The sequence below is a fragment of the Paractinoplanes rhizophilus genome, assembly GCF_042664765.1.
Taxonomy (GTDB): domain Bacteria; phylum Actinomycetota; class Actinomycetes; order Mycobacteriales; family Micromonosporaceae; genus Actinoplanes; species Actinoplanes rhizophilus.
The window spans coordinates 1-24961 of record NZ_JBHTBJ010000049.1; the positions used below are offsets into that span (position 1 = coordinate 1).

Here is a 24961-nt window from a genome sequence, read left to right on the forward strand (position 1 = left end):
GGGCGGGCGGGCGGCGCCGGGCGGGCGGACGGTGCCTGGCGGGTGGGCGGCGCCGGGCGGGTGGGCGCCGCCGGGCGGCGCCGGGAAGCTGACGCTGCCGGGGTGCGGGACCGGCGCGCAAAGCCGGGCTGGCCCGCGCCGTGCGGATGAAAGAGCGTGGCTCACTACGATGGAACCGATATGAGCGCCACGATGATCGGCCGGGGCCTTGCCGCCGGCCACGGTGACCACGTGCTGTTCTCGGAGCTAGATCTCGTGGTCGCGCCCGGCGACGTGATCGGGCTGGTCGGCGTGAACGGCGCGGGAAAGACCACGCTGCTGCGGACGCTCGCCGGTCTCGTACCCATGGAAAGCGGAACCGTCACGCTCAGCCCGCCCACCGCGAATGTCGGATATCTCCCGCAGGAGCGGGAGCGACGGGCCGGCGAGACCGTGCGCGACTTTCTCGCCCGCCGCACGGGCGTCGGCCCGGCCCAGCGAAAGATGGACGCCGCCGCGGACGATCTGGCGAACGGCAAGCCGGGCGCCGACGACGAGTACGCCACCGCGCTGGAGAGATGGCTGGACCTGGGCGGCGCCGACCTCGACGAACGGGCCGCCCAGATCGCCGGCGAGCTCGGGCTGGGCGTGACGCTCGACCACCCGATGACCGCGCTCTCCGGCGGACAGGCGGCGCGCGCGGGGATGGCGTCGCTGTTGCTCAGCCGCTACGACATCTTCCTGCTCGACGAGCCGACCAACGACCTCGACCTGGACGGCCTGGGCCGGCTCGAGGAGTTCGTCACCGGCCTTCGCGCGGGCACCGTGCTGGTCAGCCATGACCGGGAGTTCCTGACCCGCACGGTGACCAAGGTGCTCGAGCTCGATCTGGCCCAGCAGCAGGTCAACCTGTACGGCGGCGGCTACACGGCCTACCTCGAGGAGCGCGAGCGAGGCCGGCGGCACGCGCGCGAACAGTACGAGGAGTACGCCGGGAAGAAGGAGGACCTCCTGGACCGGGCCCGCATGCAGCGCGCCTGGATGGAGAAGGGGATCAAAAACGCCCGGCGCAAAGCGCCGGACAACGACAAGATCGGCAAGGCTTTCCGTACGGAGTCGACGGAGAAGCAGGCGGCCAAGGCGCGGCAGACCGAGCGCCTGATCGAGCGGCTCGAGGTGGTCGAGGAGCCCCGCAAGGAGTGGGAGCTGCGGATGGAGATCGCGGCGGCCCCGCGCAGCGGCACGGTGGTGGCCACCCTGCGCGATGCGGTGGTGCGGCGCGGCACCTTCACGCTGGGCCCGGTCACCCTGCAGGTCGACTGGGCCGACCGGGTGGCGATCACCGGCGCCAACGGGTCGGGCAAGTCGACGCTCCTCGGCGCCATGCTGGGCCGGATCCCGCTGGAGTCGGGCAGCGCGCGCCTCGGCCCCGGCGTGCTGGTCGGCGAGGTCGACCAGGCGCGGGGGCTGTTCCTCGGCGACGAGCCGCTGATGCGGGCCTTCGGCGACGCGGTCCCGGACTGGTCCGACGCTGACGTCCGGACGCTGCTGGCGAAGTTCGGGCTCCGGGCGGCGCACGTGCTGCGGCCGGCCGCGACCCTGTCGCCGGGGGAGCGAACCCGCGCGGCGCTGGCCCTGCTGCAGGCGCGCGGGGTCAACCTGCTGGTCCTGGACGAGCCGACCAACCACCTCGACCTGCCGGCGATCGAGCAGCTGGAGTCGGCGCTGGCGAGCTACTCGGGCACGCTGCTGCTGGTCACCCACGACCGCCGGATGCTGGACGCGGTGCACACCACCCGCCAACTCGAGGTCGCGGACGGCAAGGTCATCTGATCAGGCCGGGATCGGCACCGCGGCCCCGCTCACCCGGACGCCGGCCTCGCCGGGGACCAGCCGGACGGTGATGCGGCTGGGCCGGCCGAGGTCGTCGCCCTGGCGCAGGTGCAGGACGGCGTCGTCCGGGACGATCCACAGCTCGCGCAGGTATCCGCCGAGGGCCGCGGCCGCGGCGCCGGTGGCCGGATCCTCGTAGACGCCGCCCACCGGGAACGGATCGCGCACGTCGAACGTGTCGTCGGTGGCCCGGTGGACCAGCTGGACGGTGGTCCAGCCGCGGGACTCCATGAGCGCCTTGAGCGCCGGCACGTCGTAGTCGAGCTCGGCCAGCCGGCGACGGCTGCCCACCGCGAGGATCGGGTGGTGGGCGCCCGCGTACCCGACCTTGGCCGGCAGCGACTCGTCGAGGTCGAAGTCGTTCCACCGCAGCGCGGCCAGCAGCGCCGCCAGGTCGCCCTCGGCCAGGTCGTCCACCTCGGGGTCGACGCTGGTGAGGGTGGCGACGCCGGCGGCGTCGACGGAGACCGGCACCTCGCCGGAGTTGGTCTCGAAGACGTGGTCGCCAGGGCCCAGCGCGACCGCCGTGGCGACGGTGGCGTGCCCGCAGAACGGCACCTCGGCCAAGGGCGAGAAATACCGCACCCGGTAGCGCCCGCCCGCGCGGGAGGTGATGAACGCCGTCTCGGAATAGCCCACCTCGGCGGCGATCGCCAGCATCCGCTCGTCGTCGAGGCCCGCCGCGTCGAGGACGACGCCGGCCGGATTGCCGCCCTTGGGGTCGTCGCTGAACGCCGCGAACCGCAGGATCTCCGTCATGCCGTCAGTCTCTCGCTATTCCCCGGATCGGTGCCATCTCGCTCACAGGGTTTTCGTCACACCCGCGGAGTAGCGTTCGCACGGTGACAGACGCAGCGACCGCCATCACGCCCACGCCGCCGGCGCATCTTCCCCGCACCCTCGGCGAGCTGCGGGCATCGGGCCATGAGTTCCGCACCGTGAAAGAGGAGCTTCGCGACAACCTGCTCGATCGGCTGCGCGGCGGGGCGCCCCGGTTCCCGGGGATCGTGGGCTATGACGACACCGTGCTGCCCGAGGTCGAGCGGGCGCTGCTGGCCGGCCACGACATGGTGCTGCTGGGCGAGCGCGGGCAGGGCAAGACCCGGCTGATCCGCGGGCTCGTCGGGCTGCTCGACGAGTGGACCCCGTTCATCAGCGGCTCCGAGCTGCACGAGCACCCCTATCAGCCGCTCACGCCGGCGTCGCGGCGGCTTGCGGCCGAGACCGGCGACCTGCTGCCGATCTCCTGGCTGCACCGATCCGAGAGGTACGGCGAGAAGCTGGCGACCCCGGACACCAGCGTCGGCGACCTGATCGGCGACGTCGACCCGATCAAGGTGGCCGAGGGGCGGGCGCTGGGCGACCCGGAGACCATCCACTTCGGGCTGGTGCCGCGCACCAACCGCGGCATCTTCGCGGTCAACGAGCTGCCCGACCTGGCCGAGCGCATCCAGGTGTCGCTGCTCAACGTGCTCGAGGAGCGCGACATCCAGGTCCGCGGCTACCAGCTGCGGCTGCCGCTCGACCTGCTGCTGGTGGCGTCGGCCAACCCCGAGGACTACACCAACCGCGGCCGCATCATCACCCCGCTCAAGGACCGCTTCGGCGCCGAGATCCGCACCCACTACCCGGTCGACCTCGCCCTCGAGACGGCGCTGGTGCGCCAGGAGGCGGCGCTGGTCGCGGCGGTGCCCGACCACCTGATCGACGTGATCGCCCGGTACACGCGGGCGGTGCGCGAGTCGCCGGCGGTGGACGCGCGCTCCGGCATCTCGGCCCGGTTCGCGATCGCGGCGGCCGAGACCCTGGCGGCGTCCGCGCTGCGCCGGGCCGGCCTGCGCGGCGAGCGCGAGGCGGTGGCCCGCATCGGCGACGCCACCTCGGTGACCTCGACGCTGCGCGGCAAGGTCGAGTTCGAGAGCGGCGAGGAGGGCCGGGAGACCGAGGTGCTCGCGCACCTGCTCCGGGTGGCCACGGCCGAGACGTTCCGCGACCGGCTGGGCGGGCTCGACCTGTCCGGCTTCACCGACCTGGTGGCCGAGGGCGCGATCGTCGAGACCGGCGACCTGGTCTCGGCCGAGGAGCTGCTCGCCCAGATCGGCCCGGTGCCCGGGCTGGCCAAGGTGCTCGACCGGCTCGGCCTGGGCGACGCGCCCTCGCCCGGGCAGGCGGCCTCGGGCATCGAGTTCGTGCTCGAGGGGCTGCACCTCACCCGCCGGCTGGCCAAGGAGCTGACCGACGACGGACGCACGCTGTACGGGAGCTGACCATGGCGGGCAACAGATTCCGGTACGGCGCCTGGCGGGACGGGCCCGATCCGCTCGCCCCGCCGTACGACGTGCGGGCCGCCGTCGACGAGGTGGGCGAGCGGGTGCTGGCCGGCGACTCGCTGCGCGACGTGCTCCGCGACCTGCTGCGGCAGGGCCCGCGGCAGGGGCGCGGCCTCGACGAGCTGCGCGCCCGGGCCCGGCGCATGCGACGCGACGCGCTGCGCCGGGGCAATCTCGACGGCGCGGTGACCCGGGCCCAGCAGCTGCTCGACCAGGCGATCGCGGCCGAGCGCGACGAGCTGCGCGGCCGCGACGACATGGACGCCCGGTTCAACGAGGCGGTGCTGGACAACCTGCCCCGCTCGACGTCGCGGGCGGTCGAGGAGCTGGCCGAGTACGACTGGGCGTCCGACGAGGCGCGCGGGCTGTACCAGCAGATTCTCGACGGGCTGCGCCGCGAGGTGGTCGAGCAGCGGTTCGCCGGGATGAAACAGGCCCTGGAGAACGGCGACTTCGCGGGCGTGTCCGAGATGGTCGCCGACCTCAACGACCTGCTCGCCCGGCACGCCCGCGGCGAGCACACCGACGACGCGTTCCGGCAGTTCATGGAGAAGCACGGCCAGTTCTTCCCGGAAAACCCGGAGAACATCGAGGAGCTGATCGACTCGCTCGCCCGGCGGGCCGCGGCGGCCGAGCGGCTCATGCGCTCGCTCAGCCCGCAGCAGCAGGAGGAGCTGTCCCGCCTGATGGATCAGGCGCTCGGCGAGGGCCCGCTGCGCGGGCAGCTGGCCGAGCTCACCGACAACCTGCGGGCGCTGCGCCCCCAGCTCAACTGGGGCCGCGGCGAGCGGGTGCGCGGCCCCGGCGACCTCGGGTACGGCGAGGCGGCGGGCGCCCTCGGCGAGATCGGCGACCTCGACGAGCTGCTCGACCAGCTGGGCCAGGAGCATCCGGGCGCGACCCTCGACGACATCGACGTCGAGCTGGTCGAGCGGCAGCTGGGCCGCTCGGCGGCCGACGACGTGCGGCGGTTGCGCGAGCTCGAGCGCGAGCTGACCCGGCAGGGCTGGGTGGAGCGCGACGAGGAGGGCTTGACGCTCTCGCCCAAGGCGCTGCGCCGGCTCGGCCGCACCGCGCTGGCCCAGGTCTTCGACGAGCTCAAGAGCAAGCGGCAGGGCCAGCACGACCTGCGCGACGCGGGCGCGGCCGGCGACCTGATCGGTTCGTCGCGGCGCTGGGAGTACGGCGACGAGCAGCCCCTCGACGTGGTCCGCACGATCGGCAACGCGGTCCGCCGCCGCGCGGGCACGGGCCGCACCGTCGCGCGGCCCCGGCCCGGTGAGCCGGCCCGGCCCGGTGAGCCGGCCCGGCCCGGTGGGGCGGCCCGCGGCGTCGGGTCGTCGGCGGTTCCGGTGCGGCTGGAGCCGGAGGACTTCGAGGTGGCCGAGACCGAGCGGCGGGCGTCGGCGGCGGTGGCGCTCTGCGTCGACCTGTCGTACTCGATGTTCGCCGACGGCCGCTGGGGGCCGATGAAGCAGACCGCGCTCGCGCTGTCGCACCTGGTCGCCACCCAGTTCCCGCAGGACTCGCTGCAGATCATCGGCTTCGGGCTGCACGCGTCGGTGCTGTCGCAGGGGCAGCTCGCCGCGATCGACCCCACCATGGAGAAGGGCACCAACCTGCAGCACGCCCTCAACCTGGCCGGCCGGCACCTGCGGCGGCACCCGGGCTCCGAGCCGGTCGTGATGATCGTGACCGACGGCGAGCCGACCGCGCACCTCGAGGACGGCGAGGGCGTCTTCTGGTGGCCGCCGCTGCCCGAGACCGTGCGGGCGACGGTGCAGGAGGTCGACCACCTGACCAGGTTCGGCGCCACGCTGAACTTCTTCATGCTCGGCGAGGACCCGGGTCTGCAGCGCTTCGTGGCCAAGGTGGCCGAGCGCAACGGCGGCCGGGTCTTCAGCCCGGACGCCGACGAGCTGGGCCGCTACGTCGTCGACGACTACGTGCGCGCCCGCCGCGGCCGCCGCTGACCGGTGGAGGCGCCCGCGGGGCTGTCCTAGGATGGCGGACACGGTGTGCGTCGTGCGACGGGTGGCGGGATCGAACCTCGAGGCTGGTTATAGTTGCTCGGCGAGTGACGGGTTTCGGCCTGTCGGGGGACCGCTGTCCGGGTGATGCCGGGCGTTCGTCGCCCGGGTTGACGCCCGGGCTCTTGGCCGGGCCACGTCCGGATAGCTCGGCGGGTGCCGGAGGGGGAGAGGAAGTCGCGATGTCGCAGCAGCCTGCGCCGTCCATCGCCGCCTCCAACCGGATCTGGACGATCCCCAACGTGATCAGCTTCATCCGGCTGCTCGGCGTTCCGCTCTTCCTCTACCTGCTGCTCGGCCCCGAGAACGACGTGGCCGCGGTGATCGTGCTGGCCATCGGCGGCACGACCGACTGGGTGGACGGCTTCGTGGCCCGCCGGATGAACTCGGTGAGCCGGCTCGGCGAGCTGCTCGACCCGTTCGCCGACCGGCTCTACATCCTGGCCACGCTGATCGGCTTCACCATCCGCGGCGTGGTGCCGTGGTGGCTGACCGGGGCGCTGCTGCTGCGCGAGGCGGTGCTCGGCGTCGCGCTGCTGGTGCTGCGCCGCCACGGGTACGGGCCGCCGCCGGTGCACTACGTCGGCAAGACCGGCACCTTCGTGCTGCTCGCGGCGTTCCCGGTGATCCTGCTCGCGCAGGCGGTCGACTCGGCGTCCTCGTGGCTGGCGCCGATCGGCTGGGGGCTGGCCTGGTGGGCGCTCGGGCTGTACTGGGCCGCGGCGGCGCTCTACCTGGCCCAGACGTCGCAGCTGCTGCGCGCGGACAGAGCCGCGGTGAAGGCAGCGGGATGACGGACGAGCAGCCCCGAAGGGTCTTCGCCCCGGACTTCCTCACCGAGCTGTTCCGCAACCCGCTCGACCCCGGATACGCCGACGCCGCCGCGCGCAAGGCGGTCGAGGGCGAGCCGACCGGCCCGCGCAAGTGGCTGTCCAGCGGGGCCGCCATGGTCACCCTGGTGGCGCTGGGCTTCCTCTTCGTGGTCGCCTACCGGCAGACGGTCGCCGACGAGCCGGCCCGCACCAAGGCCCGGGCCGCGCTGGTCGAGCAGGTGCAGAACCGCCGGGACGAGACCGTGCAGCTGCAGGCCCGCGCCGACCAGCTCGGCGACGAGGTGGCCGGCCTGCGCGACCGGGAGCTGGGCGGGGCGACCGCGGCCCGGCTGCGCGACCTGGAGGCGGCGACCGGGCTGGCGCCGGTGCGCGGCTCGGGCGCTCGGATCCGGCTGGCCGACGGGCCCACCCCGATCAACGCGGTCACCGGCGAGCGCAACACGGCCGCCCGGGTCAAGGACACCGACCTGCAGCTGGCCACCAACGCGCTCTGGTCGCTCGGCGCCGAGGCGATCACGATCAACGGGCAGCGGCTCACCGCGACGTCGACGATCCGGCAGGCCGGCGAGGCGATCCTGGTCGACTTCCAGCCGGTGACCACCCCGTACGAGGTGATCGCGATCGGGCCGGACGACCTCGCCGACGACTTCCGCGACGGGTATGCCGGCCGGTTCTTCAAGGAGCTGGCCGCCAAGTACGCGATGTCGTTCGACGCCTCCGCCGCGCACGACGTGACCCTGCCGGCCGCGACGGAGCTCAAGCTCCGGGTGGCCGCGCCGTCCACCGCGCCGTCCCCCTCCTCGTCCGCATCGATCAGTGGCTCGGTAAGCAGCTCTCCCTCGGAAGGCGGCCGATGATCGCCGTACTCGCCCTCGTCGCCGGTGTCGCCCTGGGCATCGTGTTCCACCCGACCGTGCCGGCCGCGCTGCAGCCGTACCTGCCGATCGCCGTGGTCGCGGCGCTCGACGCGGTGTTCGGCGGGGTGCGCGCCAAGCTCGACGGGATCTTCGACGACAAGCAGTTCGTCGTCTCGTTCATCTCCAACGTCCTGGTGGCCGCGCTGATCGTCTACCTGGGCGACCAGCTCGGCGTGGGCGGTCAGCTGTCCACCGGCGTGGTGGTCGTCCTCGGCGTGCGGATCTTCGGCAACGTCGCGGCGATCCGGCGGCACCTCTTCCGGGCGTGACGCGGATGAGCGAGCACGACACCACCGGCCAGGACCTGCCCACCGCGGGCCGGTCCCCGGACGCGACGCCGGATCCGGAGAAGACGATCACACCGGACTCTGTGGAGTACGTGCGGCCGGCCCCCGGCGCCGCCCTCGCGCCCGCCGAGCAGGTCCGGCTCGAACAGGGCGAGCCGTCCGCTCCGGGGGACGCCGAACCGGCCGGGCCGCCGGAGTCCGCCCAGGCCGATCCGGCAGACGCCGAGCCACCAGGGCCGGGGGACGAGGAGACGACCAGGCTGAACCGTCCCACGCCCGCCGAGGACGACCTCGACGGGCCGACGAGGGAACTCGACCGGCCGGCGAGGGAGCCGGCCGGCGGCGGGGACGCGCTCGATCGGGTGATCGAGAATACCGGTGCTTCCGACGTACGGGAAAAGCAAGCCGGACCACCCACCAAGCCGCCACCCCGGCAGCGGATCTCGTCGGCCGGCGCCCTGATCGGTGTTCTGCTGGCGCTGTTCGGCTTCACCCTGGTGGTGCAGCTGCGCAGCAACGACGGTGATCAGGGCCTGGCCACCGCGCGGCAGGAGGACCTGGTGCGGATCCTGTCCGACCTGGAGGCCCGCGACAGCCGGCTGCAGAGCGAGATCAGCGCCCTGGAGACCAGCCAGCGGCAGCTCACCTCGGGGGTGGCGGGCCGGCAGGCGGCGCTCGCCGAGGCCGAGAAGCGGGCCGACGAGCTCGGGCTGCTGGCCGGGACGAAGCCGGGCGTCGGGCCGGGCCTGGTGATCACGATGGCGAAGGTGAAGGCGTCGGCGATCCTGAACGCGGTGCAGGAGCTGCGCGGCGCCGGCGGCGAGGTGATGCAGATCGCCGGGGCGAACGGGCAGACCGTACGGGTGGTCGCGTCGAGCTATTTCGTCGACGCCGAGGGCGGCGGAATCATCGCCGACGGCTCCCGTCTCACCGGCCCTTATCAGCTGTCGGTGATCGGCCAGCCGCAGACCATGCAAACCGCTCTGCAGATCCCCGGCGGGGTGGTCGCGTCGGTGAACAGCGGCGGCGGTAGCGTGACGATGGAACAGCGCGGCACGGTCGAGGTGACCGCGGTGCGCAAGGCGACGACATTGCAGTACGCCCGGCCGGCTTCCTGATCGAAGCGGTTACGTGACAACGGGAGAGAACGAGTGATTCCTGAGGACCTGCGGTACACGGCGGAACACGAGTGGGTGTCCGGTGACGGCAGCGGGCCCGTGCGCGTGGGCATCACCCACTTCGCGCAGGACGCGCTCGGCGACATCGTCTTCGTGCAGCTGCCCGACGAGGGCGCCAAGGTCGCCGCGGGCGACTCGCTCGGTGAGATCGAGTCGACCAAGAGCGTCTCGGAGATCTACGCGCCGATCTCCGGCACGGTCGTGTCGAAGAATGCGTCGCTCGTCGACGAGCCCGAGCTCATCAACGCGGAGCCGTATGCGGCCGGTTGGCTCGTCGAGATCGTGCCGGATGATCCGTCGGCGGTGGCCGGCCTTCTCGATGCCGCCGCATATCAGGCATTGACGGAGAGCTGACCCGTCCCGCCGCCGGCCGCCGCGCGTGCGGCGGAGCAAAGGCTTGTCCTTAATCCGCGCGTCCGGTTGCCCCGCGATATTGGCGCTGACTAGGCTCGCGGGGCAACTTCGAAAATGCAATTGGCGAAACTGAAAACCGATAGTCGTACGTCCGGGCCGCCTGGCGACGACCAACTGATCCGTGAGGTGGTCCGATGACGCGCCCAGACGACGAGTTCCCCCCGCTCGACGTCACGTCCACGCTGAACCTCGGTGCGCTCGATGAGGTGCTGGAGGGTCCCGACACCGACGTGGTGCCGAGCCGGATGTCCGGCTCGCTCCCGCCGGGCATGGCGCTGCTGGTCGTGCGGCGGGGCCCGAACGCGGGCGCCCGGTTCCTGCTCGACCACGACGTCACCACCAGCGGGCGGCACCCCGACAGCGACATCTTCCTCGACGACGTGACGGTGTCCCGCCGGCACGCCGAGTTCCATCGCGACGCCGGCACGTTCACCGTGCGCGACGTCGGCTCGCTCAACGGCACGTATGTGAATCGTGAGCGCGTCGAGGCGGCGACCCTGAGCAACGGGGACGAGGTGCAGATCGGCAAGTTCCGCCTCGTGTTCATCGCCGGCCCCCGGCCGGAGGGCGAGGCCTGACCGTGAATCCGTCGGGGGCTGCCGCACGCGACCCGGGGCACCGCCCCGCGGCCGGCCGTGAGGCCGCGCTGATGAGCATCGGGGAGGTGCTGGCCCATCTGCGCACCGAGTTCCCCGACACCACGATCTCCAAGCTGCGGTTCCTGGAGGCGGAAGGGCTGGTCGATCCCCAGCGCACCGCCTCCGGGTACCGCAAGTACTCGTGGAACGACGTGGCGCGGCTGCGTTTCGTGCTGACCGCCCAGCGCGATCAGTACCTCCCGCTGCGGGTGATCCGCGAGCAGCTCGACCGGATGGATTCCGACCCGGCGCCACCGCCGTCGCGGCCGGCGCTGGTCGCCGTGGGCAGCAATGCCGACAAATCGGTCGATCCCTCCGACGCCCGCATCCCGCGCGAGGATGTGATCGAGCGCACGGGCGTGCCCGGTGATCTGCTCGACGAGCTCGAGCAGATCGGCCTGGTGATCGCGAAGCCGCCGGGCTGGTACGACGGCGACGCCGTGCTCATCGTCGAGGCCGTGGTGGGTCTCACCCGGTACGGACTGGAAGTTCGTCATCTTCGGGCGTTTCGTGCCGCTGCGGACCGGGAAGTCGGCCTGTTCACGCAGCTTTTGGCGCCGCTGGTGCGGCAGAGTGACCCGGCCGCACGCGCCCGGGCCAACGAGACGGCGAGGGAACTGCAGGCGCTTTCGCAGAAGCTGCACGCCGCGCTGGTGCGTGCCGGATTGCGCGGGGAGCTCGGTCGCTGAGCGGTTCGGCACCCGTGGGATCCGGACGAGAGGCGTGTACCGTGCAGGTTAAGGGGGGCCGTGCGAAGCGGCATGGACAACGACACGGAGGCGGGCGGTGCGCGAGCTGAGCGTGGTCGGGGTTCGGGTGGAGCTGCCGAGCAACCAGCCGATCGTCCTGCTGCGGGAGGTCGACGGTGATCGGTATCTGCCGATCTGGATCGGCGCCGTGGAGGCGACGGCCATCGCGTACGAGCAGCAGGGTGTGAAACCGGCCCGTCCGCTGACCCACGACCTGTTGCGGGACATCCTGGCGGCCCTGCAGGCGCCGCTGCACGCCGTGGAGATCACGGAGCTCAAGGACAACGTCTTCTACGCCGATCTGCTGATCGGCGAGAACATCCGGGTCTCGGCGCGGCCCAGCGACTCGATCGCCCTGGCCCTGCGGGTCGGCGCGCCGATCCGCTGTGCCGACCAGGTGCTGACCGAGGCCGGCATCGTCATCCCGGACGAGCAGGAGGACGAGGTCGAGAAGTTCCGCGAGTTCCTCGACCAGGTCCGCCCCGAGGATTTCGCGGGATAGATCGACTTCCCCCCTACGCGGCGTGTCGCCCGGTTACCTCGCTGTTTCCCGGCGCGCTGAGATATACGCTCGTGAAGTCCAGGTGAAGCGGCACCGCGCAGCGGGGAGGTAGTCGCGTGCACGAGCAGCCGTTAGAGGGCCCACTCGTCGGCGAGGACGGTTCGGTCGGTTACCGCGGGGTGACGGCCTGCCAGGCGGTCGGCATCAGCTACCGCCAGCTCGACTACTGGGCTCGCACGTCGCTGGTGGTGCCGAGCATCCGGGACGCGTCCGGCTCCGGGACCCAGCGGCTGTACTCGTTCCGCGACCTGGTGGTGCTGAAGGTGGTCAAGCGGCTGCTGGACGCCGGGGTGTCGCTGCAGAACATCCGGCGGGCCATCGAGACGCTGCGCTCGCGCGGGGTCGAGGACCTGGCCGAGATCACCCTGATCTCGGACGGGACGACCGTGTACGAGTGCCGGTCCGCCGAGGAGGTCGTCGATCTGCTGCAGGGCGGGCAGGGCGTCTTCGGGATCGCGATCGGCGGCGCGTTCAAGGAGATCCAGGGATCGTTGTCGCACCTGCCGGCCGAGCCCGCCGCGCCGCAGCCGGTGGCGGAGGCCTCGTCGCCGGTGGCCGGGGACGAGCTGGCGGCGCGCCGGGCCCGGCGCCGGGCCGGCTAGTTCCGCCGCATCTTCTCATTCCGCCGTATCTTCTCGTTCCGCCGTATCTTGACCGTGCTGTCCGTCCGGATGGCCGGGTTGCCGTCGGGGCCGGTCTGGCGCCGCGGGTGGATCTCGGACTTGAGCACCTGCCAGCCGTCGCCCAGCTCCAGCGCCTCGATCACCTCGCCGGGCGTGGGGAAGCGGATCTCGTGCCCCTCGTGCCCCTCGTGGGTGAACGGGCCGTGGTCCATGTGGCCCTCGATCAGCAGGATGCCGCCCGGCGCGACGGCCCGCGCCGCCCGGCGGAGGATCTGCTCGCGGGCGAACTCCTCCCAGTTGTGCAGGAACTGCACCGAGACCAGGTCGAACTCGCCCTCGGGGAAGGTCTTCTCCAGATTGTGGTGCTGCCAGTCGATCGTCACCCCGGCCTCGGCGGCGTGCTCGGCGGCCCGGGCGAGGGCCACGGTCGAGATGTCGGCCGCGGTCACCCGCCAGCCCCGCTTGGCCAGCCAGACGGCGTCGGCGCCCTCGCCGCAGCCGAGGTCGAGGGCGCGGCCGGGCGGGAGGCCGGCGACCTCGGCCACCAGAACCACGTTGGGGTTGCCGCTCCAGATGCGGGTGCTCTCCCGGTACCGGGCGTCCCAGGCGTTCTCGTCGGTCATGCCCTCCAGGATCCGGCACCGGGGGCAGATAGCCGAGCCTCGTTGCCGGAAAGGCAAAATGGCCGTGCGGCGTAGGGGCGCCGCGCCTGCTCGAGCAGACCGTCCCGTTCCGGGTGGTGGGCACCGGGCACCGGCCCGGGTAGCCGGGCTCAGCTCGCGCCGGGGTAGCGGCCCGAATACTGGCCCACCGGGCGGAAGCGGCTCGGGCGGTCGGCGTACTCCTCGAGGGCGTGCGCCAGCCACCCGGCGGTGCGGGCGACGGCGAAGATGGCCTCGCCGGCGTCGGCGGGCATCTCGTTCTGCAGGGTCAGGGCCGCGAGGGCGAAGTCGACGTTGGGGTGGGTGCCGGAGCGCTCCCGCACGGCGTCGGCCACGCGGGTGGCCGTGTCGCGGACCGGGCCGTCCTCGAGCATCTCCATCAGCGTGGCGGCCCGCGGGTCGCCGCCGGGATAGAGCGGGTGGCCGAAGCCGGGGATCAGGCCGTCGGCGCGCAGCCGGGCGGCGATCGTGGCGACCGGGCCGGCCACCATGGCGTCCCGGAGCAGCGCGTACGCGAGGCCGCTGGCGGCGCCGTGCAGCGGGCCGTCGAGGGCGGCGAGGCCGGCGCCGACGACCGCGTAGGGGTGGGCCCGGGTGGACGCGGCGACGCGGGCCGCCAGGGTGGACGCGGCGATGTCGTGGTCGGCCAGGAGGATCAGGGCCGCGTTCAGCAGGTTGTGGGCGCCGGCCGTGGCGGCGCGCACGGTCAGGCGCGGCCAGAGGAGCTCGGCCAGCGGGACGGCGGTCTGCTCCCGGCGGAGAACCGCCGAGGTGGTGACTCCCCGGGCGTACGGCAGCGCCGCGACCATCGTGGCCAGCAGGGTCCGTGCGGTGCCGACGACGGCCGCGGGGCTGGTGTCGAAGCGAAGCGGATCGGCCGCGGCGGCCGCGGCGACGATCACGCGGAGGCGGTCGGTGATGCGGGCGCCGGCGGGCAACGGGCGGATGGTCGCGGCGGCCAGGGACCGCAGCTCCGGGTCGGGCGTGAGGTCGGCGTGCTCGGCCGCGCCGGTCCACAGCAGGGTCGCCACCGCCTCGAACGTCGTGCTCCGGGCCAGGCCGGCCGCGTCCTGACCGCGGTAATACAGCCGGTTGTCCCGGATCAGGGTGATGCCGGTGGCGATGCCGGGGGTGGTGGTGCGCTTGCGGGAGGCGACGAACGCGTCGACGTCGGGCTTGGCGAAGAGGCTGCCCTTGCCGTCGGCGTTGCGGCGGCTGGCCAGCATCCCGCGACTGACGTACGCGTAGACGGTCGCGGGCTTCACGCCGAGGCGCTCGGCCACCTCGTTCGTGGTGAGCAGGTGCGGCTCTTGTGGATTTTGAATGGGCGGCATGTGTGAAGGGGCTCTCATGTTGACTGGATCAATGTTGACGTCAATGTTGACAGCCTACATGTTGATGTCATGTTGACTGTCAACCCAGGACTGGCCGGTGTCGTCGCGTTCGACACCGAGATCGCCGAACCCGATCGGGACGGCGGGTCGCTGCGCTACCGCGGCGTGGACATTCGTGAGCTGGCGGGCCGGGCCGGGTTCGCCGACGTGTGGGGCCTGCTCGCCGACGGCGACTTCGCGCAGGGGCTGCCGGCCGCGGAACCGTACCCGGTGCCGGTGCACTCCGGCGACATCCGCGTCGACGTGCAGGCGGCGGTGTCGATGCTCGCGCCGCACTGGGGACTGCGGCCGCTGATCGACATCGACGACCGGCAGGCGCGCGACGATCTCGCGCGGGTGTCGGTGACGATGCTGTCCTGCGTCGCGCAGGCGGCCCGCGGCGCCCGCTTGCCGGCCGTGCCGCAGCGGCTCGTCGACGCGGGCGCCGGCACGACCGAGCGCTTCATGATCCGCTGGCAGGGCGAGCCCGACCCGCGGCACGTGGCCGCCATCGACCGCTACTGGGTCTGCGCCGCCGAGCACGGGATGAACGCGTCGACGTTCACCGCGCGGGTGGTCGCCAGCACGGGTGCGGACGTGCCGGCGTGCCTGTCCGCGGCGGTGGCGGCACTGTCCGGGCCGCTGCACGGCGGCGCGCCGGCCCGGGCGCTCGGCATGATCGAGGACGTCGAGCGTGGCGCCGAGCCCCGCGCGTACGTGAAAAAGGTCTTGGATTCGGGAAAGCGCCTGATGGGTTTCGGCCATGCCGTCTATCGGGCCGAGGACCCGCGCGCGACGATTCTGCGGGAGGCGGCGCGGGAACTCGGTGCGCCCCGCTACGAGGTGGCGCTGGAGCTGGAGAAAGCGGCGCTCGCGGAATTGCGGGAGCGCAAGCCGGATCGGGTGCTGGAGACCAATGTCGAGTACTGGGCGGCGGTGGTGCTCGATTTCGCGCGGGTGCCGCCGGAAATGCTCGCCGCGATGTTCACCTGTGCCCGCACGGCGGGGTGGAGCGCGCACATTCTCGAGCAGAAGCGGCTCGGCAAAATCATCCGGCCGTCGGCCGACTACGTGGGACCGGGGCGGCGGGCGGCGGCCGATCTGCCGGGCTGGGAGGCGGCGGCGAAGCGGTACGCATAGGCGGTGCCGGTTCGCGGGCCGACGATGACTTGCCGTTCCCCGCGAACGGCAAATCATCATCGCCGCGGGCCTACACGCCGGTGGGCTGCTTGAAGGGATCGTGCTCGTTGAGGAGCTTGTCGATGCGGGCCTGGTCGACGCGGCGCACGACGGTGCCGACCTCCTGGGCATCGCGGACACACTTGGCGAGAGTGAAGGCGGAGGTCACCACGTAGAGGAGACCGATCGCCAGGAAAGCGCGGACCCACCCGCCGACCGGCAGGTAATAGATACCGACCGCGACCGACACCAGGGAAATGGCGAAGGAGGCGGCCGCCTGGGCGTAGAAGGCGTTGGTGACCTTCGGCTGTGCGTTGACGTCCATGGCCGCCATCCTTTCGGCCCGCGCGCCGCGGCGGATGAGTGCCGATACTCAAAGACCCTGATGATTCAGGTACAGCACGATGCGCAGATGGTCGCCGTCGTCGTGCAGCAGAAAAGACGATTCCAGGTGTACGGGTTCCCCGCCGGCCACGCGCGGGGCGTCCCACCCGGTGCGGACCATGAGGTAATGCGCGTCGAGGCGCTCGGCGTCCAGCGACGTCAGCGCGGCGGGCCCGACACCGGCGTCGGCGAACATCTTCGTCCGGCGGGGGAGAGCCTGGAGGAAGACGTCCTTCGGCACCGCGCGCGTGCCGGCCGGATCGGCGGACAGAAACGGATCGGCGAAGCAACGGCCGAGAACGTCGAGGTCGTCGCTCGCGCCGGCGAAGACCTCGAAGAAATCGCGCACCCGGGATTCGACAGCAGTCATGCGGGCCACGATAGCGACGGAATGTCCACAATATACCATAAAATGCCGCCGATTTCCAGTCCTGACCGGTCAGACCCGGCTCGCCCACACGGCCCCACTCGCCGGCCGTGACTCGGGAACGTTCAGCCGCGCCCGCGGTCCGTGCTGGGCCGACGGTCCGTGCTGGGCCGGCGGTCCGTGCCGGTCCGGCTTTCCGGGTCGTGCCGGCTTTCCGGGTCGTGCCGGTAGAACGCGACCGGCTCCGGCTCCGGCGGCGTGTTGCCGAGAATCAGGTCCGCCGCCTTCTCGGCGACCATCATCACGGGGGCGTAGATGTTGCCGTTGGTGACGTACGGCATGACCGAGGCGTCGACCACGCGCAGGCCGCTCAGGCCGTGCACCCGCATGCTCCCGGGGTCGACCACCGCCATGTCGTCGACGCCCATCCGCGCCGTGCAGGAGGGATGCAGGGCGGTCTCGGCCTCCCGCGCCACCCAGTCGAGGATCTCCTCGTCGGTTTGTACTGCCGGCCCCGGCGAGGTCTCGCCGCCGTTGAAGGGCTCCAGGGCCGGCTGGTTGAGGATGCCGCGGGCGACCCGGACCGCCTCGACCCATTCCCGGCGGTCCTGCTCGGTGGAGAGGTAGTTGAACCGCAGGGCCGGATGGACCCGTGGGTCCCGGCTGACGATCTTCACCGAGCCGCGCGCGTCGGAGTACATCGGACCGACGTGCACCTGGTACCCGTGGCCGCCGGCCGGCGCGGAGCCGTCGTAGCGCACCGAGATCGGCAGGAAATGGAACATCAGGTTCGGGTACGCGACCGCGTCGTTGCTCCGGACGAACCCGCCCGCCTCGAAGTGGTTGGTCGCCCCCGGGCCGCCGCGCCGGAACAGCCACTGGGCGCCGATCCACGGCCGATGCCGCCACTTCAGATAGGGCTGCACCGACACCGGTTGGGTGCAGGCGTACTGGACGTAGACCTCGAGGTGGTCCTGGAGGTTCTCACCTACGCCGGGCAGGTGGTGCACGGGGGCGATGCCGAGGGCGGTCAGCTCGGCGGCGTTGCCGACGCCGGAGAGCTGCAGCAACTGGGGGGAGTTGATCGCGCCGCCGCAGAGGATCACCTCGCCCGCGTCCACCCGCCGCGGCGCACCCCGGCCGTGCGTGTACTCGACGCCGACCGCCCGCGTGCCGTCGAAGAGGACCCGGGTGACGAAGGCCCGGGTCCGTACGGTGAGGTTGGGCCGCCGCATCACTGGGTGCAGATAGGCCCGCGCCGCCGACAGCCGGCGCCCGCGCCGGATGGTCCGGTCGAACAGGCCGAAGCCCTCCTGCCGCTCGCCGTTGACGTCGCCGGTGGCCGGATAGCCGGCCTGCCGGGCCGCCTCGAGCATGGCCCGGAAGATCGGGTTGGTGCCGGGGCCGCGCTCCAGCACGAGCGGGCCGTCGTGGCCGCGGAACCGGTCGTCCGGGCCGGCGGCGAGGCACGACTCCATCCGCTTGAAGTACGGCAGGCAGTGCGCGTAGTCCCAGGTCTGCATCCCGGAATCGGCGGCCCACCGCTGGTAGTCCAGCGGGTTGCCGCGCTGGAAGATCATCCCGTTGATGCTGCTGGAGCCGCCCAGCACCTTGCCCCGGGCGTGGTAGATCCGCCGCCGGCGCAGGTTCGGCTCGGGCTCGGACTCGTACTTCCAGTCGTAGAGCCGGTTGCCGATCGGGAACGTCAGCGCGGCCGGCATGTGGATGAACACGTCCCAGGGGTAGTCCGGACGTCCCGCCTCCAGCACCAGAACCCGGTTGGCGGGATCGGCCGAGAGCCGGTTGGCCAGCGCGCAGCCCGCCGAGCCGCCGCCGACGATGACGAAGTCGTACCTCATGCGCGGGTGGACAGGTCGCGACATCGGGGCTCCAGGGGTCGGGGTCAGGGCGCGGCGCCGCCGGCGGAACATCATCGAGGTATATCCGACATCATCCATCCGCTGCAGCCGATGCAGCGACCCCGCGGCCGGCCCGCGTCGCCGGGCTGCGGGCCGGCCGGCAGACCGACGAGGATGGCTGCATGAAGGCGATCTATCCCGACGACGGTGCCGGCGACCCGGCCAACCGCCCAGCGGCCGTGCCCGGCTTGCGCCCCGGGACCGAAGGCGCGGCCGACGTCCCGTCGCGCACGCTCGAGGTCGACGGCGAGATCTTCGTCCTGCGTCCGAACGAGTTCGGCGGCACGGACTACACCTGGCTCAACGGGCCCGACCCCGGCTACGGATTCGGCGTGAGCCCGGCTGCGGAGCCGTCGCTCGACGAGCACCGGGCGAACATCCGCCGCTTCCTCGCCGACATCGACCCCACCACCGGCCACCTTCACGATGGGCCGGCGGGTTGATTCCGCCGGGAGGGGAGCGGAGCGAGCCGATGACGTACGGATCGAGAATGGCCGCCGGCTACGACCGTGGGCGCGGTCTTCGGCCCCGGGACGTGGCGAAGTGGATGACCGAGGCGGGCCCGTACCTGCCCTCGGCCGGCGGCCGGGTTCTCGACCTCGGCGCCGGAACCGGGCGGTTCAGCGACGCCCTCGCGCGGTTCCGCGGAGCGAGCGTCGTCGCCTGCGAGCCGTCGGCGGCCATGCGCGCGGTACTTCGGTCGAACCTTCCCGGTGCCCTGGTGGTCGGCGGCGCCGCCGAGGCGATGCCGTTCCGCGCCGGTGAGTTCGACGCCGTGTGGGCCTCCCAGGTGGTTCATCACGTCGGGGACCTGCCGATGTTCGCGGCCGAGGCGCGCCGGGTGCTGCGGCCGCGGGGACATCTGCTGCTCCGTGGCGGCTTCGGCCCGGTGCGGGAGCTGCCGCTGTACCGGTACTTTCCGCTCGCGTGGCCGGCGGGCAGCGCGGCGCCTCTCGCCCTGGAACAGATCGCGGGCGTGCTGGCCGGCGCGGGCTTCGGCCTGGTGGAACACGTCCAGGTCGCCCAGACCTTCGCGGAGAGCGCCGGCGAGCTGGTCGAGAAGGTGGCGACCCGGTCGCTGAGTCCGCTCGCCGGCCTGCCCGACCAGGCCTTCGAGGAGGGGCTCTCGGCGCTGCGCCGCGACGCCTCGGACGGGACCATCGCGGTACCGGTCGTCAACCGGCTGGATCTCGTGGTGTTCCGGGCGGGCTAGGCCCCGGTGTCGAGCGCCACCGGCACCGGGCGGATCTCGACCCGGACCGGGGCGCCCACCGGCAGCTCGGCGAGCCGGCCGCCGGTCACCTGGGCCACCACCAGCTGGTCGCCGACCTCGACCGTGACCCGGCTGGTCGGGCCGAGGAAGCTGGCCGCGAGCACCCGGCCGGGGCCGTCGCTGTCCGGCCGCACGTCGACCGACTCCGGGCGTACCAGGGCCGTCACGTCCGGACCGGCGCCGGCCGGCGACACCAGCGGCAGCCGCGTGCCGAGAACGGTGACGCCGTCGCCCTCCAGGCGTCCCGGCAGGCGGTTGCTCAGGCCGACGAAGTCGGCCACGAACGCGGTCGCCGGCTTCTGGTAGACGTCGGCCGGCGAGGCCAGCTGTTCGATCCGGCCGGCCCGCATCACGCCGACCCGGTCGGCCATGGCCAGGGCCTCCTCCTGGTCGTGCGTCACGAACAGCGTGGTGGTGCCGACCTCGGTCTGGATCCGCTTGATCTCGTCGCGCAGCTGCACCCGCACCTTCGCGTCCAGCGCCGAGAGCGGCTCGTCGAGCAGCAGCACCTGCGGCCGGATGGCCAGGGCGCGGGCCAGCGCCACCCGCTGCTGCTGGCCGCCGGAGAGCTGGTGCGGGTAGCGGCCGGCGAACTCGGCCAGCCCGACCAGCTCCAGCATCTCGGCGGCGCGCCCGACGGGTCGCGGGCGGCCGCGCAACCGGAGCCCGAACTCCACGTTGGCCAGGGCGGTGAGGTGCGGGAACAGGCTGTACGCCTGGAACACCATGCCCATGTCGCGCCGGTTGGCCGGCAGCGCGGTGACGTCCTTGCCGTCGACCAGCACCTGCCCGGCGTCGGCGTCCTCGAGCCCGGCCAGCACCCGCAGCGCGGTGGTCTTGCCGCAGCCGGACGGCCCGAGCAGCGCGATCAGCTCGCCCGGTTCGAGCGTCAGGTCGAGCCCGTCGAGCGCGTGCGTGCTGCCGAACGTCTTGTGCAGGTCCTTCAGGCGGACGGCGACACCGGACTCGTTCACGCGGACTCCTTGGCGGTCGACAGGGGCGCCACCTCGGACCCGTCGCGGCGCCGGCCGCCGAGCAGAGACAGCAGCAGAAGCAGGACGAACGCCAGCAACAGGGCGGCCAGCGACACGGCCACCGACATGGTGGCGCTGCTCTTGCCGAGGAAGTTGATGGCGACCTGCACGTTCGTGCGGTTGAGCAGCGAGGCGATGGTGAACTCGCCGAGCACCAGCGCCACGGTCAGGAACGCCGCGGACAGCACCGCGGAGCGGATGTTCGGCAGCACGACCCGCCACATCACCGTCGCCCACCCGGCGCCCAGGCTGCGGGCAGCCTCGGCCAGCGTGCGCACGTCGATCGCGGACAGGCCGGCGTCGATCGCCCGATAGGCATAGGGCAGAACCAGGATCGTGTACGCGAACGTCAGCGTCAGCGAGGAGCCACCCAGGAAGTACGTGACCCACGCGTACACCGGCGCGAGCCCGACCACCAGCACGATCGCCGGGATGGTCAGCGGCAGCAGGCAGATGAACTCGACGAACCGCCGCAGCCAGGGCAGCCGGATCCGGACCCAGATCGCGGTGGGCACCAGCAGCACCAGCATCAGCAGCGAGGTCAGCGCCGCCTGCCCGAGCGAGGCGACGACGCCGGCCGACAGGTCCGGGTAGGTCTCGCTGAGCCGGGGCCAGTCGGCCAGCAGCCGCCACGTGCCGCCGCCGTCGCGGGTGGTGAACTCGACCATCGCGACCAGCGGCAGCAGGAAGAACACGCCCAGCACGAGCAGCACCGCCCAGCGGAACGCCCGCTGCCGGCGGGCCCGGCGCGCCCTCAGCCCAGCCATCGTGCGGTCCTCCGCTGCAGCAGCGCGTACAGCGACATCACCACGGCGACCACGACCACCATGCCGAGCGCCATCGCCTTGCCGAGGTTCTGCTGGCCGAGCACGACCTCGCTGGTGAGGGCCGTGCGGATCTGCAACGGGATGATCGGGTTGCCCTGGCTCACGAGTGCGGCCGCGGTCGCGTACGCGGAAAAGGAATTGGCGAAGAGCAGCAGCGTGGACCCGAGGAACGCGGGCGCCAGCAGCGGACCAGCGACCCGGGTCCAGTACTGCCAGGTGGTGCCGCCCAGGCTCTCGGTCGCCTCGCGCCACTGCGGGCGGATGCCGTCGAGCGCGGGCAGGAACACGATCACCATCAGCGGAATCTGGAAGTACGTGTAGACCAGCGCCAGGCCCGGCAGCTCGAACAGCCAGACGCCGCCCGAGTAGATGTCGATGCTCAGGTGGTCGCGCAGGAACACCGTCACGAACCCGGACAGGCCGATGGTGGCGAGGAACGCGAACGCGAGGGTGACCCCGCCGAACTGGGCGAGCACCCCGGACGCGGCGGTGACCACCCGCCGCAGCAGCCCGCCCGGCCGGGCCGTCACCAGGGCGTACGCCAGCAGCGCCCCGAGGACCGCGCCGATCGCGGCGGTGACCGCGGACAGCAGGATGCTGCGGCCGAACGCGGCCAGGATGTACTGGTCGCCGAGCGCGGTCACGTTGGCCATGGTGAACCCGCCGTCGCCGGCGAACGCGCCGATCACGACGACCAGCGTGGGCACGACCAGGAAGATCGCGACGTAGGCGAAGAACGGGACGGTGCCCAGCAGGCCGCGGGCGCGAGCCAGGCCCCGGAGCCGGGGCGCGCGCGCCGCCGGTTCCGGGGCCTCGACGACGTCGGCCATGGTCAGCCGATGGCCTTCTGCCAGTTGGCCGCCAGGTAGTCCTTGGCCTTCGTGGTCTGCTCGTCGGTCAGGAACACCGGCGTGCCCTCGGCCTTGGGCAGGGCCGCGAACGCGGTCGCGTCGATCGTGCCGGCCTTCTGCATGGCGTCCGCGCGGACCGGCCGCGCGCCGCCGGAGAGCCAGAGGTTCTGGCCCTCGTCGGAATAGAGGAACTCCTCCCACAGCCGGGCGGCCGCCGGGTGCGGCGCGTCCTTGTTGATCGCCTGCACGTAGTACGAGCCGAGCACCGCGTTCGCCGGGACGACCGTCTTCCAGTCGAGCTTGCCCTTGAGCTTGGCGCCCTGGGCCACGTTCAGGTAGTCCCAGTCGATGACGACCGGCGTCTGGCCCGACTCGACGGTGGCCGACGTGGGATCGACCGGCAGGAAGTTGCCGGCCTTCTTGAGCTTGCCGAAGAAGTCGACGCCGGGCGCGATGTCGTCGGCGGAGCCGCCGGTGCCCAGCGAGGCCATCATGACGCCGCTGAACGCCGCGCCGGCCTGGGTCGGGTCGCCGTTGAGCGCGACCTTGCCCTTGTACTCGGGCTTGAGCAGGTCGGCCATGGCGGCCGGGGCGGGCACCTTGGCGCTGTCGTACCCGATCGACATGTAGCCGCCGTAGTCGTTGACCCAGGCGCCGTTCGCGTCCTTGAGGTTGGCGGGGATGTCGGCGAACGTCGCGACCTGGTACGGCGCGAACATCGCGGTGTTGGCGGAGGCGACCGCGCCACCGAGGTCGAAGACGTCCGGCGCGCCGGCCTGGCCCTTGAGCTGGTTGGCGGCGTTGATCTCGTCCTGGCTCGACCCGTCCGGCTGCGCCGAGTTGACCTTGATGCCGTACTTGTCGCCGAACGCCTTGATGATCTCGCCGTAGTTCGCCCAGTCCGGCGGCAGCGCGATGACGTTGAGCTGACCCTCCTTCTTGGCCGCCGCGACCAGCGCGTCCATGCCGCCGAAGCCGGCGGCGCTGGTGGCGGTGGCCGCGCCGGAGGAATTCGACTCGCTCTTCTTCTCCGGCGGCGAGCACGCCGAGAGCGAGGCAAAGGTGGTGGCCGCCAGCAGCGCGACCGCCGCACGCCCGAGGATCTGCACAGTTCCTCCTTCCAGACGACCGGCGCACGACCGGCCGTCCCGAGGTGGATCATGGATGCGCCGCGTGGAGAGCAGGCGACGCCGAGGCATCGATCAGATCACGAGACGGCGAATCCGCCCAGCGTCCGGGCGGACTCTCCGGGTTCCCGGCCGCTGCCCGGCGGGGCCGTGACGACCGATATTGATCCGTCCAGCGCGCGGGTCGGCGGCACCCGTCGGGGGATGGCGCCCGGTACGGAATTCACCGCGTCCGGCGGGAACCGCGAGCGGGATCGATCTCATGGCCGTAGCCGGAATGTCAGCTTTGACCGTCACTCGTGGGTGAACTTCCGCGCACCTGCGTACTTGTTCCACGAGGAGCTGAGCAGAAAGATCGACATGGGTTGATCGCAAAACGAGGGTGAGAGTGATGAGCGTAGCTACGACGTTGGTGGCGGTTCCGCCTGATCCCGCCGGCGCCGCAACGCCTACCGAATTCGCACGACGGTTGCGGGCCCTGATGCTCGCTCGCCGTCGCTCCTTGGACAGTGTGGCACGGCGCAGCAAGGACGCGGGAACGCCGATTTCCCGCGCGACGGTGCACAATTTGATCACCGGCGGCGGTGTTCCGCGCCGGGAGACTCTGCTCGGGTTCCTGCGCGGCTGCGGCGTGCCGCCGCGCGAACAGATCCGCTGGCTGACCAAGCTGGACGAGGTCTACCCCGACGCCCGCCGCGGCATCGCGCCACGACGGACGCCGGAGCGCCGGCTCACTGCTTGAGCGCGTCCACCTTGGCCTGGAGCTCGGCCAGGTCCTCGAGGATCTGGCCGAAGACTCCGTTCGCCGGCACCGGGTCGCCGCCCCGGGTGTTCCCGCGCATGGTCATCGCCCACACGTCCGCGGTGACGTCGGCGAGGTTGCGCTGGTAACTCGGCGCGTCCGGGGTCTGCGTCCCCGGCACCCGGTAATCGATCAGGACCTCCTTCGCGATCTCGCCGAGCCTCGCGTCGATGGCGGCCCTGGTCTGCGCCGCGATCGTGCTGGTGATCCAGGCCTTGTCGGCCGCGGTGAGCGCCACGGGGATGTCCTCCAGGTGCCAGGAGGCCGTCGAGGCCTCGAGCGATGATGTGTACGAAGCGGAGAAGTGCGCGTGCTCGGTGTGTGCCGACGCCCCGGTGTACCTCTTCTGCACCCAGCCCGAGCTCGCCGACCAGATGCGCCGGTTGTAGATGATGTAGCGCAGCCGCCGCTCGGCGCCGGACCGGCACCGTCCGAGCAGGAACTGCACGACCTTCTCCATGGTCAGGTCGCTCTCGCGCAGGTTGTTGTCCACGTCGATCGCGTGCACCTCGTTCACCCGGTCGGCGTCGTGGATCGGCACCGAGCCGGTCTCGTCCGGGTTGTGGTCGGACACGGTACGGCGGTGCGCGGCGTCGCCGATCGAGCCGTCCGAGGCCCGGTCGCGTCCCGGCGCGATCCGGTCGAACTCGGCGAATAGCGCCTTCAGGCAGGGAATGAGCACCCAGTCCGCCATCGGTTGCCTCCTGTCGGGGCCGTCAGGGCCGGACCG

General features: G+C 72.2%; 26 protein-coding genes and 1 pseudogene. 16 read left to right on the plus strand and 11 right to left on the minus strand.

The window, feature by feature from the left end; translation table 11 throughout:
• The first annotated feature begins 180 nt into the window (after positions 1-180).
• Positions 181-1812 carry an ABC-F family ATP-binding cassette domain-containing protein gene (locus tag ACFQS1_RS35715; RefSeq protein ID WP_378976569.1) on the plus strand — a complete coding sequence of 544 codons (1632 nt, stop codon included), beginning with the start codon at positions 181-183 and terminating at the stop codon, positions 1810-1812.
• On the opposite strand, the gene ACFQS1_RS35720 is transcribed toward ACFQS1_RS35715, so the two are convergent.
• A complete protein-coding gene (locus ACFQS1_RS35720) occupies positions 1813-2631 on the minus strand; it encodes a PhzF family phenazine biosynthesis protein (RefSeq protein WP_378976571.1) in 819 nt (272 codons plus the stop codon).
• A gap of 83 nt (positions 2632-2714) precedes the next feature.
• Here ACFQS1_RS35720 and ACFQS1_RS35725 point away from each other — a divergent pair, with 83 nt between their 5' ends.
• From ACFQS1_RS35725 to ACFQS1_RS35775, 11 genes are all read left to right on the plus strand, one after another.
• Positions 2715-4139 carry a sigma 54-interacting transcriptional regulator gene (locus ACFQS1_RS35725; RefSeq protein WP_378976573.1) on the plus strand — a complete coding sequence of 475 codons (1425 nt, stop codon included), beginning with the start codon at positions 2715-2717 and terminating at the stop codon, positions 4137-4139.
• A 2-nt stretch (positions 4140-4141) separates the two neighbouring features.
• A complete protein-coding gene (locus tag ACFQS1_RS35730) occupies positions 4142-6175 on the plus strand; it encodes a vWA domain-containing protein (protein ID WP_378976575.1) in 2034 nt (677 codons plus the stop codon).
• A gap of 239 nt (positions 6176-6414) precedes the next feature.
• Entirely contained in the window at positions 6415-7026 is a 612-nt protein-coding gene (locus tag ACFQS1_RS35735) for a CDP-alcohol phosphatidyltransferase family protein (RefSeq protein WP_378976577.1), read from the plus strand.
• The gene (locus tag ACFQS1_RS35740) at positions 7023-7922 is read left to right on the plus strand and encodes a DUF881 domain-containing protein (RefSeq protein ID WP_378976579.1); all 900 of its coding nucleotides are present in this window, start codon (positions 7023-7025) and stop codon (positions 7920-7922) included. Before ACFQS1_RS35735 ends, ACFQS1_RS35740 begins: the two co-directional genes overlap by 4 nt.
• Entirely contained in the window at positions 7919-8251 is a 333-nt protein-coding gene (locus ACFQS1_RS35745) for a small basic family protein (RefSeq protein WP_020514446.1), read from the plus strand. The genes ACFQS1_RS35740 and ACFQS1_RS35745 overlap by 4 nt, the downstream gene beginning before the upstream one ends.
• A 5-nt stretch (positions 8252-8256) precedes the next feature.
• Complete coding sequence (locus ACFQS1_RS35750) at positions 8257-9387, plus strand: DUF881 domain-containing protein (RefSeq protein WP_378976583.1); 1131 nt, start codon at positions 8257-8259, stop codon at positions 9385-9387.
• A gap of 33 nt (positions 9388-9420) precedes the next feature.
• Positions 9421-9801, plus strand: a complete 381-nt coding sequence (gene gcvH, locus ACFQS1_RS35755) for a glycine cleavage system protein GcvH (RefSeq protein ID WP_378976585.1) — start codon at positions 9421-9423, stop codon at positions 9799-9801.
• A gap of 194 nt (positions 9802-9995) precedes the next feature.
• Positions 9996-10439, plus strand: coding sequence for an oxoglutarate dehydrogenase inhibitor Odhl (gene odhI / locus ACFQS1_RS35760; protein ID WP_378976587.1), 444 nt, complete (start codon positions 9996-9998; stop codon positions 10437-10439).
• 71 nt (positions 10440-10510) lie between these two features.
• Positions 10511-11188: a transcriptional regulator FtsR gene (gene ftsR / locus ACFQS1_RS35765; RefSeq protein WP_378976589.1), complete on the plus strand. Its 678-nt coding sequence runs from the start codon at positions 10511-10513 to the stop codon at positions 11186-11188.
• 97 nt (positions 11189-11285) lie between these two features.
• Positions 11286-11750, plus strand: a complete 465-nt coding sequence (locus tag ACFQS1_RS35770; RefSeq protein ID WP_378976591.1) for a bifunctional nuclease family protein — start codon at positions 11286-11288, stop codon at positions 11748-11750.
• Between the two features lie 116 nt (positions 11751-11866).
• On the plus strand, positions 11867-12412 hold the full coding sequence (locus tag ACFQS1_RS35775) for a MerR family transcriptional regulator (RefSeq protein WP_378976593.1): 546 nt from the start codon (positions 11867-11869) through the stop codon (positions 12410-12412).
• Here ACFQS1_RS35775 and ACFQS1_RS35780 read toward each other — a convergent pair.
• The gene (locus tag ACFQS1_RS35780) at positions 12409-13056 is read right to left on the minus strand and encodes a class I SAM-dependent methyltransferase (RefSeq protein ID WP_378976595.1); all 648 of its coding nucleotides are present in this window, start codon (positions 13054-13056) and stop codon (positions 12409-12411) included. The genes ACFQS1_RS35775 and ACFQS1_RS35780 overlap by 4 nt on opposite strands.
• Before the next feature lie 149 nt (positions 13057-13205).
• Positions 13206-14447 (minus strand): citrate synthase, encoded by a 1242-nt coding sequence (locus ACFQS1_RS35785; RefSeq protein ID WP_378976597.1) that lies wholly within the window; start codon positions 14445-14447, stop codon positions 13206-13208.
• Positions 14448-14498: 51 nt separating this feature from the next.
• Here ACFQS1_RS35785 and ACFQS1_RS35790 point away from each other — a divergent pair, with 51 nt between their 5' ends.
• Positions 14499-15608, plus strand: coding sequence for a citrate synthase 2 (locus tag ACFQS1_RS35790; protein ID WP_378976599.1), 1110 nt, complete (start codon positions 14499-14501; stop codon positions 15606-15608).
• 70 nt (positions 15609-15678) lie between these two features.
• Here ACFQS1_RS35790 and ACFQS1_RS35795 read toward each other — a convergent pair whose 3' ends face one another.
• The 3 genes and pseudogenes from ACFQS1_RS35795 to betA all read right to left on the minus strand — a co-directional run.
• A complete protein-coding gene (locus tag ACFQS1_RS35795; RefSeq protein WP_378976601.1) occupies positions 15679-15972 on the minus strand; it encodes a YiaA/YiaB family inner membrane protein in 294 nt (97 codons plus the stop codon).
• 48 nt (positions 15973-16020) lie between these two features.
• Positions 16021-16401, minus strand: a complete 381-nt coding sequence (locus tag ACFQS1_RS35800; protein ID WP_378976603.1) for a hypothetical protein — start codon at positions 16399-16401, stop codon at positions 16021-16023.
• Positions 16402-16616: 215 nt separating this feature from the next.
• Positions 16617-18257 (minus strand): annotated as a pseudogene (betA, locus tag ACFQS1_RS35805) (choline dehydrogenase); the annotation flags it as partial.
• A 182-nt stretch (positions 18258-18439) separates the two neighbouring features.
• Here betA and ACFQS1_RS35810 point away from each other — a divergent pair.
• Positions 18440-18760 carry a hypothetical protein gene (locus ACFQS1_RS35810; RefSeq protein ID WP_378976607.1) on the plus strand — a complete coding sequence of 107 codons (321 nt, stop codon included), beginning with the start codon at positions 18440-18442 and terminating at the stop codon, positions 18758-18760.
• 29 nt (positions 18761-18789) lie between these two features.
• Complete coding sequence (locus ACFQS1_RS35815) at positions 18790-19530, plus strand: class I SAM-dependent methyltransferase (protein WP_378976609.1); 741 nt, start codon at positions 18790-18792, stop codon at positions 19528-19530.
• Here the strand turns inward: ACFQS1_RS35815 and ACFQS1_RS35820 are convergent.
• The 4 genes from ACFQS1_RS35820 to ACFQS1_RS35835 are packed head-to-tail and all read right to left on the minus strand — an operon-like array spanning position 19527 to position 23411.
• A complete protein-coding gene (locus ACFQS1_RS35820) occupies positions 19527-20564 on the minus strand; it encodes an ABC transporter ATP-binding protein (RefSeq protein WP_378976611.1) in 1038 nt (345 codons plus the stop codon). The genes ACFQS1_RS35815 and ACFQS1_RS35820 overlap by 4 nt on opposite strands.
• Entirely contained in the window at positions 20561-21391 is an 831-nt protein-coding gene (locus tag ACFQS1_RS35825; RefSeq protein ID WP_378976613.1) for an ABC transporter permease, read from the minus strand. Before ACFQS1_RS35825 ends, ACFQS1_RS35820 begins: the two co-directional genes overlap by 4 nt.
• Entirely contained in the window at positions 21379-22281 is a 903-nt protein-coding gene (locus ACFQS1_RS35830; RefSeq protein WP_378976615.1) for an ABC transporter permease, read from the minus strand. The genes ACFQS1_RS35825 and ACFQS1_RS35830 overlap by 13 nt, the downstream gene beginning before the upstream one ends.
• Before the next feature lie 2 nt (positions 22282-22283).
• Complete coding sequence (locus tag ACFQS1_RS35835; protein WP_378976617.1) at positions 22284-23411, minus strand: ABC transporter substrate-binding protein; 1128 nt, start codon at positions 23409-23411, stop codon at positions 22284-22286.
• A 409-nt stretch (positions 23412-23820) separates the two neighbouring features.
• Between ACFQS1_RS35835 and ACFQS1_RS35840 the strand changes: the two genes are divergently transcribed.
• On the plus strand, positions 23821-24171 hold the full coding sequence (locus tag ACFQS1_RS35840; RefSeq protein WP_378976619.1) for a helix-turn-helix domain-containing protein: 351 nt from the start codon (positions 23821-23823) through the stop codon (positions 24169-24171).
• Here the strand turns inward: ACFQS1_RS35840 and ACFQS1_RS35845 are convergent.
• The gene (locus tag ACFQS1_RS35845; protein ID WP_378976621.1) at positions 24161-24925 is read right to left on the minus strand and encodes a hypothetical protein; all 765 of its coding nucleotides are present in this window, start codon (positions 24923-24925) and stop codon (positions 24161-24163) included. The two genes, ACFQS1_RS35840 and ACFQS1_RS35845, sit on opposite strands and share 11 nt — an antisense overlap.
• Between the last annotated feature and the right edge of the window lie 36 nt (positions 24926-24961).

Bases quoted from the DNA above. Each gene is read 5' to 3' on its own strand.
- ACFQS1_RS35750 (WP_378976583.1), top strand. From the start codon at position 8,257: ATGAGCGAGCACGACACCACCGGCCAGGACCTGCCCACCGCGGGCCGG.
- ACFQS1_RS35795 (WP_378976601.1), bottom strand. From the start codon at position 15,972: ATGGACGTCAACGCACAGCCGAAGGTCACCAACGCCTTCTACGCCCAG.
- ACFQS1_RS35840 (WP_378976619.1), top strand. From the start codon at position 23,821: ATGAGCGTAGCTACGACGTTGGTGGCGGTTCCGCCTGATCCCGCCGGC.
- ACFQS1_RS35825 (WP_378976613.1), bottom strand. From the start codon at position 21,391: ATGGCTGGGCTGAGGGCGCGCCGGGCCCGCCGGCAGCGGGCGTTCCGC.
- ACFQS1_RS35745 (WP_020514446.1), top strand. From the start codon at position 7,919: ATGATCGCCGTACTCGCCCTCGTCGCCGGTGTCGCCCTGGGCATCGTG.
- ACFQS1_RS35845 (WP_378976621.1), bottom strand. From the start codon at position 24,925: ATGGCGGACTGGGTGCTCATTCCCTGCCTGAAGGCGCTATTCGCCGAG.
- ACFQS1_RS35785 (WP_378976597.1), bottom strand. From the start codon at position 14,447: ATGAGAGCCCCTTCACACATGCCGCCCATTCAAAATCCACAAGAGCCG.
- odhI (WP_378976587.1), top strand. From the start codon at position 9,996: ATGACGCGCCCAGACGACGAGTTCCCCCCGCTCGACGTCACGTCCACG.
- ACFQS1_RS35720 (WP_378976571.1), bottom strand. From the start codon at position 2,631: ATGACGGAGATCCTGCGGTTCGCGGCGTTCAGCGACGACCCCAAGGGC.
- ACFQS1_RS35730 (WP_378976575.1), top strand. From the start codon at position 4,142: ATGGCGGGCAACAGATTCCGGTACGGCGCCTGGCGGGACGGGCCCGAT.
- ACFQS1_RS35815 (WP_378976609.1), top strand. From the start codon at position 18,790: ATGACGTACGGATCGAGAATGGCCGCCGGCTACGACCGTGGGCGCGGT.
- ACFQS1_RS35790 (WP_378976599.1), top strand. From the start codon at position 14,499: ATGTTGACTGTCAACCCAGGACTGGCCGGTGTCGTCGCGTTCGACACC.
- ACFQS1_RS35780 (WP_378976595.1), bottom strand. From the start codon at position 13,056: ATGACCGACGAGAACGCCTGGGACGCCCGGTACCGGGAGAGCACCCGC.
- ACFQS1_RS35800 (WP_378976603.1), bottom strand. From the start codon at position 16,401: ATGACTGCTGTCGAATCCCGGGTGCGCGATTTCTTCGAGGTCTTCGCC.
- ACFQS1_RS35715 (WP_378976569.1), top strand. From the start codon at position 181: ATGAGCGCCACGATGATCGGCCGGGGCCTTGCCGCCGGCCACGGTGAC.
- ACFQS1_RS35810 (WP_378976607.1), top strand. From the start codon at position 18,440: ATGAAGGCGATCTATCCCGACGACGGTGCCGGCGACCCGGCCAACCGC.
- ACFQS1_RS35740 (WP_378976579.1), top strand. From the start codon at position 7,023: ATGACGGACGAGCAGCCCCGAAGGGTCTTCGCCCCGGACTTCCTCACC.
- ACFQS1_RS35735 (WP_378976577.1), top strand. From the start codon at position 6,415: ATGTCGCAGCAGCCTGCGCCGTCCATCGCCGCCTCCAACCGGATCTGG.
- ACFQS1_RS35830 (WP_378976615.1), bottom strand. From the start codon at position 22,281: ATGGCCGACGTCGTCGAGGCCCCGGAACCGGCGGCGCGCGCGCCCCGG.
- ftsR (WP_378976589.1), top strand. From the start codon at position 10,511: ATGAGCATCGGGGAGGTGCTGGCCCATCTGCGCACCGAGTTCCCCGAC.